Source organism: Neobacillus piezotolerans (genome assembly GCF_003362805.1).
In the GTDB taxonomy this organism is placed as follows: domain Bacteria; phylum Bacillota; class Bacilli; order Bacillales; family Cytobacillaceae; genus Bacillus_D; species Bacillus_D piezotolerans.
The window spans coordinates 1-12698 of sequence record NZ_QNQT01000013.1; the positions used below are offsets into that span (position 1 = coordinate 1).

Sequence of the window (12698 nt, forward strand, 5' to 3'; positions counted from 1 at the left end):
AATGGACCTTTTTTAAAAGTGTCCATTATTCGGGTTATAGTTCAATCACTCTGGGCAGTCCTTTTTAACATCGTTTTAGGTTCCAGTAGGGTAGCCGCTTTTCAGGATGGTCATGAAAGTGAACCAGCCGAAAACAAGGAGTGTCGCAACGGCAAAAAATAGTCCGAGGAAATTTTTATTTTTTAATGCAGTAAATGAACTATATCCCGCCAGTAAAGTAACAAGCGCGAAAATAATAACAAGCCCTATTTTAAGCATAATTTAAAGCCCCCTTTACCCTTTAGTCTATGGGCGGAAAAGCCCAGCCCCATTATGTAGCAAAACGTTTCCATTCGACTTCAATTCTATAGTTTTTTATCAGATTTGTCGAGCATTAGTGTACAATAAAGCTATCACACCTGCAACAGGAGGTTTTCAGATGAATTGGTTTCCGGTCCCTCTTGGCGGCCTGCAGACAAATTGCTATGTGCTTTACAGTGAAGACCGCAAGTGCATTATTTTTGATCCCGGGGAAGAGGCGAATAAACTCATCAATATACTTTCGGGAAAAAAACTCGAGCCTGCGGCAATCATGCTTACACACGCCCATTTCGACCATATAGGAGCGGTCGATCCTATCAGGGACCGTTATCGGATCCCTGTTTATCTTCATGAAAGGGAAGCGAAATGGCTCGGCGATCCTGCCCTGAATGGGTCAGGATTATTTCCAGTCGGGCCGCCGGTAAGGGTGAGGCATGCAGAACATTTAATTAAAAATGAAGGACGAATGGAACTAGACGGCTTTGAATTTGATATTTTCGAAACGCCTGGACATTCACCGGGTAGCGTCTCGTATTATTTTTCCGAAAATGGCCTTGTGGTCTCAGGCGATGCGCTATTCATGGGAAGCATCGGGAGGACGGATCTGCCGGGAGGAAACGAGAAGGAACTGATGAAAAGCATCCATTCAAAACTATTATCCCTGCCTGAGGACACGATCGTTTTGCCAGGCCATGGCCCTGTGACGACGATTGAGGATGAAATGGATTCGAATCCGTTCCTCCATGGGTTTGGATCAAAGCCTTAACATTTGGAAAACGATTAGGGGGACCGGTATGCTTGCTTATCTCAAGGAAGTAATCGAAAAATCACAAAATGGGCTTATTTCCTATGCCGACTATATTGGTATGGCTCTGTATCATCCTGTCGATGGCTATTATATGCGGGATTCGGAAAAAATCGGCCGGTCAGGCGATTTTATTACATCCAGCAATGTCTCGGATATTTTCGGCGGCATTTTTTCAAAGTGGTTTGCACGTCTCGTCGAAGTCCATGGGCTTGTTCCTGCCGTTTGTGAAATCGGCGGGGGGAACGGCCGTTTTGCGAAGGCCTTCATCGAAGAGTGGAAAAACCATTCCAATGAAAACCTTGCCTATACAATCATTGAGGCAAGCCCTTTTCATCAGAAATTGCAGCGCGAGACGCTCGATGGTTTTTCCGGTTTCTCACAAGCCGTTGGGATTGACAGCATCCGGCAATTCAAAGGCCTTGTATTTTCGAATGAATTATTTGATGCCTTGCCAGTCCATGTTGTAGAAAATCATCAAGGGACACTCATGGAGGCGATGGTAGGCATCGCGGGCGGCAGGCTTTATGAAAAACTCGTACCGCTTGAGAATGCGAAGATATACTCTTTTCTAGAGGATAATGGGTTTGCCCTTAAGGAAGGGCAGCGGATAGAAGTTCCATTGGCTATGGAGGAAATGGTGAAGGCCATTTCAATTGCCCTCGATGAAGGAATTGTCGCCACCGTCGATTACGGCTATACGACGGAGGAGTGGATGATGCCCGAAAGGAGAAGCGGGAGCCTGCGGGGATATAAAAACCATCAAATGATGGATGATATACTTGAGAATCCAGGAACGATGGATATAACCTCGCACATCCATTTTGATGCCCTTGCAAAGGCGGGGGAGAATAATGGCCTTGAAACGCTTTTGAAGCTAAGGCAGGATGAATTCCTACTTTCCGCGGGAATCCTGGCGGAACTTGAGGAACACTATGATCCGAACCCGTTTTCGGAGAGGAGCAGGCGCAATCGGGCAATAAGGAGCCTCGTTCTTCCTTCCGGTATGAGTCCCTCCTTTCATGTTCTTATCCAGCAAAAGGGGCGGAAGCTTAATTCCGGAAGTATTTTTCCATAAAAAACCGCCGGGGAAATGCCTCCCCGGCGGTTTTTTGAGCATATTAGGAATTAATGGCCTCCGCCTAATGGCATCATGAAGGTAGTCCAGTAGGTGAATCCAGCAAAGAAGATTGTCAAATATGCCCCAAAAACGTACATATACATGCGTTCGGATAATTTAAGATAGCTTAAAAGAACAAAGAATCCGGTCTGCGCCAGGAAAAGCAGGGATGTTTTTGGCATATGCCCCAAGTAAAACATCACTGTGAAAATCCCGGTCCAGAAGCCGAGCACCCTGTACATTCGCTCCATATGTAACCCTCCCTTTTACCCGCAATACCATCGTACCATATTATAAGATAAAAGAGAGGGAAAAGTAAACCATCATCTACCAAGTTAATTCGTTACATATGCCTGGTAGGTGCAAGTGTCGCATCCATTGGCTATATTCTGGTGCTCAATCAATTCGGCGGATTGGAATAATGCTTCAAACATGCCTTTCAAAAATTCATGATGCATACTGCATACAGCTTCGGAATGGTCCACAGCGACTTCCTTGAATGGGCAATTGAAGATTTGGAAAAAAATCTTTGTCTGATCGCCATTCACCTCGAACTCCGGATAAAAGCCCGCGAGTGTGGCAGCGCTTTTCAAGACGCCAAGTTTTTGATCAAAATCCATTTCCAGCCCGGCCTGCTGTCTTTTGGCGATTTCCTGTTCCATAATTTCCGTTCCGAAACGTTTCCCGGTCATAAACAATGCCTTTTTGCCTTCTTCACCCAAACTTAGCATGGTCTGGATTGCAACTTTTGATAGCAGCATATAGTCGCGGTAAGGAAAGTGGAGCTGGATAACATCGTCGGAAAGCCTGTATAACCTGCTTGGCCTGCCGCCCTTACCGGTTTTTTTCGTTTCGGATGCCAGCATATTGACATCCTCGAGTTTGGTAAGATGAAGGCGCGCGACGTTAGGATGGATATTGAAATTGTCTGCTACCTCCTGGACAGTTACTTCCTGGTGGCGTTTAGTGATGTATTGATAGATGTAATACCTGGTTGGATCGGATAAAACGTTCGTTATTTTTAATGTTTGCTCCATTATGGTTCACCTCGGACCCCTCAATTTATTCCATTATAATACAGCACAAATCCCATTGGAATGAGGTTAACAATGTTAACACTATATGTTTGGAAAGTGTTCACAAATGACCTATTGTCATTCGATAAACATTATACAAAACATGTACAAATCATATACGATATTTCTGTCAATACTCGTTTTCTGAACATTTCCCTTTAATTCTACTTTTTCACCAAGGGTTATAGTAGAAAAGTATTTAATCATACGTACAGTAGGCCATATTAACTCTATTAGTGGCTTGTTAACAAAAAATTCATAAATTTCAGTTCGATAAAATTAGAATTATTTGGGAAGAACTGTATAATAAAAGTGAAAGGTGGTGTTATCCATTACGAGTGCCATAGAATCACTCGCCGACAGAATCATCGCGAATGCAGTCGAGCATCATGCGACAGATATCCACATTCTCCCCCGCAAGGAAGATACATTGATTCAATTCCGCATTACCAACAAACTAAGCCCGCGCATGTCCCTTCCAAAAGATGAATGTGACAGGCTCATATCCCATTTTAAGTTTACCGCCCATATGGATATAGGAGAACGTCGAAGGCCGCAAAGCGGTGCTGTATTGGCCAATGTCAATGGCCGTTCGTTTGGGCTACGCCTCTCGACACTTCCGTCCAATAACCGGGAAAGCATGGTCATCCGGTTACTGCCCCAGCATGATAAATATTCCTTCGACAGATTGTCCCTCTTCCCGGATATGGCAAAAAAATTGCTGAACCTTCTAAAGCACTCCCATGGCATGATTATCCTAACAGGGCCGACTGGGAGCGGCAAAACCACAACCCTTTATTCCCTTCTTAATGAAACGGCAAGCAAATACCAGCGAAGCGTAATTACCCTTGAGGATCCAATTGAAAAGGAATGCGGCACCGTCCTTCAGGTTCAGGTGAATGAAAAAGCCGGCGTAACGTATGCGGCTGGCCTTAAGGCAATCCTTAGGCACGATCCCGACATCATCATGGTAGGTGAAATACGCGACGCAGAAACAGCCCGGGTTGCGGTAAGGGCCGCCTTGACGGGGCACCTGGTCCTCACAACAATGCATACGCGGGACTCGCCGGGGGCAATCCACAGGCTCCATGAATTCGGCGTGAACTGGCTTGAGGTTGAACAAACGCTTGTCGCTGTCACGGCGCAGCGGATTGTCGAACTTAACTGCCCTTTTTGCGGCGGGGAATGCCCGCCATATTGCCATTCAACCGGGGTTAGGAAAAGGGCCAGTGTATTTGAACTTCTGTCCGGAAAAGCCCTTGAAGCAGCGATCCGTTCATCAAGGGGTGAAGCGGTGCGGGTGGAATACCCAACGTTGGGCAAGGCAATCAGGAAGGGAATCGCACTCGGATATATTAAATATTCGGAATATGAAAGGCTGGTATTTTCCCATGAGGAAACGTAAATGGCCATTAAAGGAACAGGCGGAATTCCTTAAAAAGGCGGGGGAGCTTCTTCAAAGGGGATACCACATGTCGGAAGCGATTGAATCTTTATCGTTCCAGCTTCATGGAACTCGCAAACAGGATTTGGTCGATTGTATGGCCCTGCTTAAAACCGGCGTTCCTTTCCACAAGGCTCTTGAAGAAATGGGATTTAACAAGGAGCTTTCGGGATATGTTTTTTTCGCAGAAAAGCACGGGAACGTCGCGGAGGCTGTCCTGGAGGGGAGCAATGCGCTGCTCAATCGGGACAGGGATGCCAGGAAGCTTATGAAACTCATGTACTATCCGCTCTTATTGCTCGCTTTCACAAGTATCCTGCTATTTTTTGTCCAGAACTCACTCCTGCCCCGTTTTTCGCTTTTATTTGATTCCATGGGACTTGAAGAGAACCTTTTCACTTTCATTGTCTCTGCTTTTGGACAAGCGCTTCCCATTGTGATGGGAGGTGCGGCGGCCGCGATTTTCGCAGGCTTCATTCTTCAACAATTTTGGTTCAAGTCACTCCCACCCCTTGCCCAAAGAAAACTCCTCATTCGTGTTCCATTTGCCGGGAACCTGCTAAGAATCCTCCACACCCATTATTTCTCCATTCAATTGTGCTATTTGCTATCGGGCGGGCTATCTGTCTTCGAAGCACTTTCATTCTTCGTGGAAAATAAGGAACAAGAATTTTACAGCGACACGGCTTCACTGATTAAGGAACAGCTTGCAGGCGGTGAAAGGCTCGAGACAATCCTTGCATCACTGCCTTTTTTTGAAAGGGAGTTCCCGTGGGTTGTCCGCCACGGGCAGGAAAACGGCAGGCTGGGGGAAGAACTGCGTCTTTACAGCAAGAACTGCCTTGCCAAGCTGGAGGGAAAAGTCGAAAAAATAACCAGGGCAATCCAGCCGGTTATGTTCCTGGTGATAGCATTGCTGGTTGTTTGCATATACATGGCGATTTTACTGCCGATGTTTCACATGCTTGACGGTATTTAAGAAGGAGGAGAAAAAATGAAACGCATCCTTAAAAATAATCGAGGTTTTACATTGATTGAAATGATGGTCGTCATGCTTATCATATCTGTTCTTCTTGTCATCACCATCCCGAATATCACAAAGCATAATCAAAATATCAATACCAAAGGCTGTGATGCGTACAAAAAGATGGTCCAAGCCCAGGTACAGGCATTTGAACTCGAAAAAGGGAAATATCCTTCTTCGATGGCCGAACTTATATCAGAAGGCTATTTGCCTGATAAAGCTGGCGGCTGCCCTGGCGGGAAAACGAAACTGTCAATCGGCCCGAATGGTGAGGTAATCGAAACCACGGAAGTAACTATGGCCCAATGATAGCGTCCGAAAAGGGTTTTACCATGGCAGAGGCCCTAATAGTGCTGGCGGGATTTCTAGTCATTTCCGTAGCCAGCCTTGCTTCAGCGGTACCTTTATATGAAACAGCAAGGAAAGATGCTTTCTTCAATACCCTGAAAGCGGATCTGTATTATTCCCAGCTTTACGCCATTTCACATCAGCGTGAAGTGACGGTGAATATCGTCAGGGATAAAAACTATTATTACTCGCACGAAAGATTCGATATGCCTTTCGTCACGGAGCGCCGGTACTCAGGGGAAATCGATATAACAAAAGGATCGATGCCACTATCATTTAAATTCCTTGGAGATGGGAATGTAAACCTTTTTGGCTCTTTTTATATCCTTATCAAGGATGAGAAATACAAAATGACTATCCAGATTGGCCGGGGAAGATTTTATGTTGCGGCAGAGTAGAGGTTTTTTCTTGGCTGAAATGCTTTTATCATTGGCCGCACTCGGAATAGCCGCTTTATTCCTTATACCCGCAATCTCATTTATCTGGGAGAAGGGCGAGCGTGCCAGCGTGGAGAAAAACTCCAGGCAGATGATGTATACGGAGCTGATCAGAAGTGCGGCTGAAGGAGCAGACCCGATTTCCATTACGGAAAAAATCGGCGGGACGGTATATAAGCTCTACATAAAATCAAATGGTGATGGAAGCAGGGAGGTATGCGTTACCTATGAACATCCAGCAGCGGGAACCGGAACGGTTTGCGGGTATTTGGAATGATAAAGGATTAAGCCTTGCCGAAATGGTCATCGCACTCGCAGCTTTTTGCATCATTGCTTTTTTGCTCGTCCCTTCCGTTTCCGTTATTAAAAGCAACAGGGAACTAGCAAGCAACAGGCTGCAGGAAATGGAATGGGATGTTTTTTTAAACCAGGCAAAAAAGGAACTGAGGGTATGCGGTTCCGTCGATGTGCTGTCAGGAAAGCTCGTCATGAAAAATGGCAAGGACACGATTATATATGAAAAGTATGGAAGCATGCTTAGGAGAAGGGTAAACCTTACCGGCCACGAGGTTCTGTTCCAGAATATCGCCTCTGTTACATTCATCCGGAATGGACAGGCTATCACGATTTCAATGAAGGATATCAAAGGCAAGGAATACAAAGGGAGCATCCATTCATTCGTAAATTGGGAGGGCGGCTAATGGCAAATAGCAAAGGAGGATTCACTTATCCGCTTACGCTTGCGGTTCTTCTCGCAATCTCTGTTACTCTCGCCGCGGCATCGGAACTTTTGTTAATTGAAAGCAGGATGGCAAAGGAAACCGAATCCATCATGCTGCAAGAGTATTATATGGTGTCCTCCCTTAAAAAAATTGAAAAATCCATGCAGGAAGGTGTTTTAGCTGGAGGAAGCCATTCCTACCGGAGAGGCGTGGCGGCGTATTCCGTCTCCCCGGCAACGCCAGGGGTGCTGAAAATCACCATTTCCGTCAGAGTGGACGGCGGCATTCCGGTTGAAGGATATGGTTATTATGACAGCACGCTTAAAAGAATGGTAAAATGGATGGAAAAAAACTAACGGAGCTGGACATGCGAACTATTTTTTTAATCGGATTCATGGGATCGGGCAAATCAACTGTAGGGCGGCTCTTGGCTGAAAGGCTAGGCGTGCGGTTCATCGATACGGATGAAGAAATTGCCGAAAAGGAAGGGAAAAGCATAAACGAGATATTCGCGGAAGATGGCGAAGCCTATTTTAGGGAATTGGAAACCGCATTGCTAACGGGCCTTCCGGAAAGCAATGCCGTAGTGGGGACAGGCGGGGGAGTTCCCCTTAAAGAAATCAACCGGGTTGTTATGAAAGAAAAAGGGATTGCCGTTTTTCTGGACGCCCCCGCAGATGTCATCCTTTCGAGGCTTATTTACGACCAATCGCGCCCTCTCCTGAAAGGCGACAAGGATAAGGAAATCCGCGAGAGGTTAAGCATAAGAATGCCAATTTACCTGGAAATAGCTGATATCAGGATTTCCACAAGCGGGAAAACGCCAGAAGAAATCATTGGCGAGCTTATCGCCTGTTTCAAAGAACGAGGGATGGGGCATACTTGCTAGCAGGGAAATGAAAGCAGGTGCTCGCTATGAAAACCAATGACTTTGTCCATTATATAGCCCAGTCATTCGTAAAATATGTTGATCAGCCCAAAGATGAACGAAAGAGAATCCGCACCGCCAAAAAGGAGGGCAGGGCCTCCCTTTGGTATAGGTGGTTCGGCATTTTGCCCTACATCGTCTATCTTGGAGTGAAAAGGAAAAAACAATGAGAAGCGGCAGCTTCTCATTGTTTTTTTTGACAATTCAGCTGCTTCCCTCCAGTCCATACGGCGCTAAACGGGCGCATGCGCTTTTCTTATCAAATTGCATCTTCCTTCAGGTAGAAAAGTCCTCCGTTTACGAGGGATATGGCTACCTTTGGTTCGTACTGCTCCCGCAAGGCTGTTTTTTCAGTTCGGTAGCTTTCCGAATCATCCACTGTTAAACCTTCATAAAAATGGTCTAGAAGGTGCTCGTCTTTTGCCCATCTTTCATGGGCAGCATCCGCCCAGCTGTGATCCTCTTGCTCGATACCCGACCTTAAGTAATTCTCCACCCTGACAAAGCCGCTTTTTGGCTTTATTAATGGGGAAATTGTATAGGAGTAGTCAGGTATTTTCGGTGTCAGAGGGATGGATAGCAGCTTTTCATGAAACCCTTCAACAATTCTGCCATTAATCAAATGTAGTCCAACAGACCTCAAGACATCCCTTTTTCGGTCGCATGTATACGAGACATTCACATTCAGGCAAAGCCATGGAAGAAGTGGAGTTTTCATTCCCGACGTATGGGAGTGGTATTGCCGGGTGAACCGCGCCAGTTTTTTTGACGATTCAAAAATTTGGTGGAGGCGGGGTGACCCAAAATGAATCTGTTCCCCTTTTAATTCCGGTGGTGATTTTTCCGGGTCGGTAATGAATGTAACCGACATCGGGTTTGGGACTCCGCCTGTCTTTTCTAAATAATGCCAATAAAAAGGCCGGTTCATCAGCTCCTTGTCGATCTCTTCGGTGAGCTGTATTGTTAAGTGGCCAGGTGATTGCCCAGAGACCTCGCAATCGTTCGCCCTGAAATATTCTAAGAGAAATTTATGGATTTCCTCCTGCAGCATGCTGAGTCCCCTCCCTGAAACCATTTGCGAATTCAATCATCGAAGCCAGGTTTTCCATCTTGATCCTCATTTCTCCTTCCGTGAGGGAATGCCCGAAAATATCTGCCAAATGATCTTCCATATTCCCCAATTCGAATTTTGCCAGGATATCGTCCAGCTCGCCTATAACCTTTTCGAACAAATGGATTTTTTCATATAAGAGCTTCAGGACATGCTCTTCCATCGTGTCCTTGACAGCAAAATTATAAATCATGACATCCTTTTCCTGGCCGAGCCGATGGATACGGCCAATTCTCTGCTCAAGCCGCATCGGGTTCCAAGGGAGATCAAAATTGATGATGTGGCTGCAAAACTGCAGGTTGATCCCTTCCCCGCCAGCCTCGGTTGCGATTAGCACTTGCGCATGTTTTTGGAACAGTTCCTTCATCCAGTCCTTTTTGCCTCTTTTAAACCCTCCGCGGAACGGTACAGAGCTGATTCCGTGCTGCTTCAGGAACCATTGCAAATAGAGTTGGGTAGCCCGATATTCTGTGAAGATGATTACCTTGTCCTCGATTTTTTTAATCAATTCAAGCGCCTTTTCCGCTTTTGAGTTCCGCTCCACCTGGTTGACAAGTTCAATTAGACCATTGATTCTTTCTTCATATTTGCCTGAAGGGCCATCCTTCCGGAGAAGCATATTTTTAAGGGTGTAATAGACAGCCTCCCTGCTGCTGCATGCTTCGCGCTGCAGAGTAATGAGCGAGAACGCGCTTGTGCCGCCCAAATCCAAGGAAGAACGCAAATCCGAAATGCCATCGTACAAGTTCCGCTCCGTGGCGGAAAATTCAATCGGTATGGTTTGGACATGGCGTTTGGTCCATTCGATGCCCGTATCTCCGCGACGGTTGCGGATCATGACTTTGTTGACGAGTTCCTTCAAATTGGCATCGTCTGCAACGGTGCGGGAATCTTTCCGGTATTTATCAAAAAAAGAAGATTCGTTGCCGAGGTGGCCAGGCTTAAGAAGCGATACAAGATTGAAAATTTCCTCAACTTTATTCTGAATCGGCGTTGCTGTCAGCAGCAGGCAGAATTTCTTTTTCAAGTTCTGGACAAATTCGTAATTTTTCGTTTTGTTATTTTTCAATTTGTGCGCCTCATCAATAATTACCATGTCGTAGTTTTGTTTATATACGATATCCCTGTGCGGGACTCTTTTGGCTGTGTCAATCGATGACACAACCACGTCGCACTGTTCCCAAACATACGATTTTTTTTGCGTTACCGCGGGGATATGGAATTTTGAATTCAATTCAATCGCCCATTGGGTAACAAGGGAAGCGGGGACGAGGATCAGCACTTTGCGGACCAGCCTCCGGATCATATATTCCTTTAAGATTAATCCTGCCTCAATCGTTTTGCCGAGGCCAACTTCATCCGCGAGAATTGCTTTCCCATTCATATTTTCCACTACTTGCTTCGCGGCTTCTAGCTGGTGAGGGAGAGGGGTGAGTCCGGGAAGATATTTTGGCGCCTGCAGCCCTTCGAATTCCGGGATGGCTAGATGCTGTTCTGCGGCTGCGGCAAGTTTGTAAAGATCCCAGCTGCCCCATGGGCCGTCATGGCCGATCCTTTGCAGGAAATCGTCGTGCCAGGACCCATCGATTTCAATTTGAACAGGCATGGCGATTAACCCCTTTCCAAAAAGTTTAAGAGAATTCCCTCCAGGAATTGTAATCGTTTTCTTTTTTGAATCATCAGGGTCAATACCACCCATAAAACCGTTGCCCTAACGATGTGTTTAATGATAGGATGAAGATAGTTTTAAAAGTTTCAATAAATGCAATATTTTCTCCGCTCCCACTTGTTTCCCGCCCAGCAGGAAGGCATTTTTGGGACACCTTCACGTTGAAGGGAGGCCTATGGGCCAAGGGTGCGCATTTTTGTGCCATGACGAGTATCCCGAAACTTGAAGTTTCGCTGAATGTTAGTATGGCCCGTTTGAAAAATATTATAATAGCGGATGATAACAAGGGGAGAGACTACGCCAGTAGCGCCGAAGGAGCAAGCAGACATGCGAATCTCTCAGGCAAAAGAACCCTTGTTGGACGCGGCTCTGGAGAGCGCTTTACATAGGATGAAGCCACCAAAGGGGAAAACCTGCTTCAGGTAAACTTTCAGGTGAAAGGACAGAGACCTCTCTTACATTCAAGGGAGGATTCTGTCCTTTTTTGCTGATTAATGCTTTTTGGCAAAAAGGAAGCGAATGGGAAATCAGGCCACGGGAGTGCTTGGGGTTCTAGGGGGAAATTTGCGGCTTGTGAAGGAGAATTCCAGTAAAGGGGGATTATTGATGTCGGAACTGAAACGGACGCCGTTATTCGATGTTTACAAGCAATACGGCGGGAAGACGATTGATTTTGGCGGTTGGGAATTACCGGTCCAATTTTCGGGGATTAAGGAAGAGCATGAAGCTGTCAGGACAAGGGCGGGCTTATTCGATGTTTCCCATATGGGTGAAATTGAAGTCAAAGGGCCCGACAGCCTGAAGTTTTTACAAAAAATGATGTCAAACGATGTTTCAAAGGTTCAGGACGGTGCCGCGCAATATACAGCGATGTGCTATGAAAACGGCGGAACGGTTGATGATTTGCTTATATACAAAATGGGGGCGGACCACTATCTGCTGGTCGTCAACGCTTCCAATACGGATAAGGATTATAAATGGCTTAAGGACCATCTTGAAGGTAACGTAACGATGGAAAATCTTTCTGACAATACCGCCCAGTTGGCCATCCAAGGCCCGCTTGCCGAGAGTGTCCTTCAAAAGCTTGCAGGCCAAGATAATCTATCCGATATCGGGTTTTTCAAATTTAAAGACTCTGTTGACCTTAATGGAGCCAAAGCCCTCGTATCGAGGACAGGCTATACGGGAGAAGATGGCTTTGAAATCTACTGCGACCCCGCCGATGTGGTAAAGCTTTGGAATGGCATCCTTGAAGCAGGTAAGGATGAAGGGGTGCTTCCATGCGGACTTGGGGCCCGTGACACCCTTCGATTCGAAGCGAACCTTGCCCTTTACGGACAGGAATTGTCACCTGAGATTTCACCGCTTGAAGCAGGAGTCGGCTTTGCCGTAAAGCTAAACAAGGAAGATAACTTCATTGGCAAGGAAGCCCTCAAGCAGCAAAAGGATAATGGTGTACCAAGGAAAATTGCCGGAATTGAAATGATTGACAGGGGCATTCCAAGGCATGGATATCCGGTATATTCAGGCGGCGAATTGATTGGTGAGGTTACCACCGGAACGCAGTCCCCAACCTTGAAAAAGAATATCGGACTTGTTCTGGTCAAAACCGCGTTTGCCGAATTGGACAACGAAGTGGAAGTTGAGATCCGAGGGAAAAAGCTGAAAGCGAAAATAGTGCCAATCCCTTTTTACAAAAGGGATAAGAAATAAT

At 46.1% G+C, this 12698-nt stretch carries 17 protein-coding genes and 2 riboswitches; of the genes, 12 read left to right on the plus strand and 5 right to left on the minus strand.

Features of this window, described 5'->3' with window-relative positions:
- Window positions 1-75 precede the first annotated feature (75 nt).
- Complete coding sequence (locus DRW41_RS19405; protein WP_115453768.1) at window positions 76-249, minus strand: DUF2759 domain-containing protein; 174 nt, start codon at window positions 247-249, stop codon at window positions 76-78.
- A gap of 169 nt (window positions 250-418) precedes the next feature.
- Between DRW41_RS19405 and DRW41_RS19410 the strand changes: the two genes are divergently transcribed.
- On the plus strand, window positions 419-1066 hold the full coding sequence (locus DRW41_RS19410; RefSeq protein WP_115453693.1) for an MBL fold metallo-hydrolase: 648 nt from the start codon (window positions 419-421) through the stop codon (window positions 1064-1066).
- A gap of 28 nt (window positions 1067-1094) precedes the next feature.
- Window positions 1095-2183 (plus strand): class I SAM-dependent methyltransferase, encoded by a 1089-nt coding sequence (locus tag DRW41_RS19415; RefSeq protein WP_115453694.1) that lies wholly within the window; start codon window positions 1095-1097, stop codon window positions 2181-2183.
- 50 nt (window positions 2184-2233) lie between these two features.
- Here DRW41_RS19415 and DRW41_RS19420 read toward each other — a convergent pair whose 3' ends face one another.
- A complete protein-coding gene (locus DRW41_RS19420; RefSeq protein ID WP_053367130.1) occupies window positions 2234-2476 on the minus strand; it encodes a DUF2626 domain-containing protein in 243 nt (80 codons plus the stop codon).
- Between the two features lie 84 nt (window positions 2477-2560).
- Window positions 2561-3262, minus strand: coding sequence for a helix-turn-helix transcriptional regulator (locus DRW41_RS19425; protein WP_115453695.1), 702 nt, complete (start codon window positions 3260-3262; stop codon window positions 2561-2563).
- Window positions 3263-3620: 358 nt separating this feature from the next.
- Here DRW41_RS19425 and comGA point away from each other — a divergent pair, with 358 nt between their 5' ends.
- The 9 genes from comGA to DRW41_RS19465 are packed head-to-tail and all read left to right on the plus strand — an operon-like array spanning window position 3621 to window position 8374.
- Window positions 3621-4706 (plus strand): competence type IV pilus ATPase ComGA, encoded by a 1086-nt coding sequence (gene comGA, locus DRW41_RS19430; protein WP_115453696.1) that lies wholly within the window; start codon window positions 3621-3623, stop codon window positions 4704-4706.
- Window positions 4693-5724 carry a competence type IV pilus assembly protein ComGB gene (comGB, locus tag DRW41_RS19435; RefSeq protein ID WP_115453769.1) on the plus strand — a complete coding sequence of 344 codons (1032 nt, stop codon included), beginning with the start codon at window positions 4693-4695 and terminating at the stop codon, window positions 5722-5724. The genes comGA and comGB overlap by 14 nt, the downstream gene beginning before the upstream one ends.
- 15 nt (window positions 5725-5739) lie before the next feature.
- Window positions 5740-6078, plus strand: coding sequence for a competence type IV pilus major pilin ComGC (comGC, locus tag DRW41_RS19440; protein WP_115453697.1), 339 nt, complete (start codon window positions 5740-5742; stop codon window positions 6076-6078).
- Window positions 6075-6515 (plus strand): competence type IV pilus minor pilin ComGD, encoded by a 441-nt coding sequence (gene comGD, locus DRW41_RS19445; protein ID WP_115453698.1) that lies wholly within the window; start codon window positions 6075-6077, stop codon window positions 6513-6515. Before comGC ends, comGD begins: the two co-directional genes overlap by 4 nt.
- Before the next feature lie 10 nt (window positions 6516-6525).
- Window positions 6526-6831, plus strand: coding sequence for a type II secretion system protein (locus DRW41_RS22715; protein ID WP_142752256.1), 306 nt, complete (start codon window positions 6526-6528; stop codon window positions 6829-6831).
- On the plus strand, window positions 6782-7255 hold the full coding sequence (gene comGF / locus DRW41_RS19450) for a competence type IV pilus minor pilin ComGF (RefSeq protein WP_181884650.1): 474 nt from the start codon (window positions 6782-6784) through the stop codon (window positions 7253-7255). The genes DRW41_RS22715 and comGF overlap by 50 nt, the downstream gene beginning before the upstream one ends.
- Window positions 7255-7632, plus strand: a complete 378-nt coding sequence (gene comGG / locus DRW41_RS19455; RefSeq protein WP_115453700.1) for a competence type IV pilus minor pilin ComGG — start codon at window positions 7255-7257, stop codon at window positions 7630-7632. Before comGF ends, comGG begins: the two co-directional genes overlap by 1 nt.
- An 11-nt stretch (window positions 7633-7643) precedes the next feature.
- Window positions 7644-8165, plus strand: a complete 522-nt coding sequence (locus tag DRW41_RS19460) for a shikimate kinase (protein ID WP_115453770.1) — start codon at window positions 7644-7646, stop codon at window positions 8163-8165.
- 26 nt (window positions 8166-8191) lie between these two features.
- Entirely contained in the window at window positions 8192-8374 is a 183-nt protein-coding gene (locus DRW41_RS19465) for a YqzE family protein (protein WP_115453701.1), read from the plus strand.
- A gap of 89 nt (window positions 8375-8463) precedes the next feature.
- On the opposite strand, the gene DRW41_RS19470 is transcribed toward DRW41_RS19465, so the two are convergent.
- Both DRW41_RS19470 and DRW41_RS19475 read right to left on the minus strand, forming a co-directional pair.
- On the minus strand, window positions 8464-9255 hold the full coding sequence (locus DRW41_RS19470) for a YqhG family protein (protein WP_115453702.1): 792 nt from the start codon (window positions 9253-9255) through the stop codon (window positions 8464-8466).
- Window positions 9233-10921, minus strand: coding sequence for a DEAD/DEAH box helicase (locus tag DRW41_RS19475; protein ID WP_115453771.1), 1689 nt, complete (start codon window positions 10919-10921; stop codon window positions 9233-9235). The genes DRW41_RS19470 and DRW41_RS19475 overlap by 23 nt, the downstream gene beginning before the upstream one ends.
- Before the next feature lie 339 nt (window positions 10922-11260).
- Window positions 11261-11348: riboswitch (glycine riboswitch) on the plus strand.
- A 3-nt stretch (window positions 11349-11351) separates the two neighbouring features.
- Window positions 11352-11432: riboswitch (glycine riboswitch) on the plus strand.
- A gap of 158 nt (window positions 11433-11590) precedes the next feature.
- On the opposite strand from DRW41_RS19475, the gene gcvT reads away from it, so the two are divergent.
- Window positions 11591-12697 (plus strand): glycine cleavage system aminomethyltransferase GcvT, encoded by a 1107-nt coding sequence (gcvT, locus tag DRW41_RS19480; protein WP_115453703.1) that lies wholly within the window; start codon window positions 11591-11593, stop codon window positions 12695-12697.
- Window position 12698: the final 1 nt, after the last annotated feature.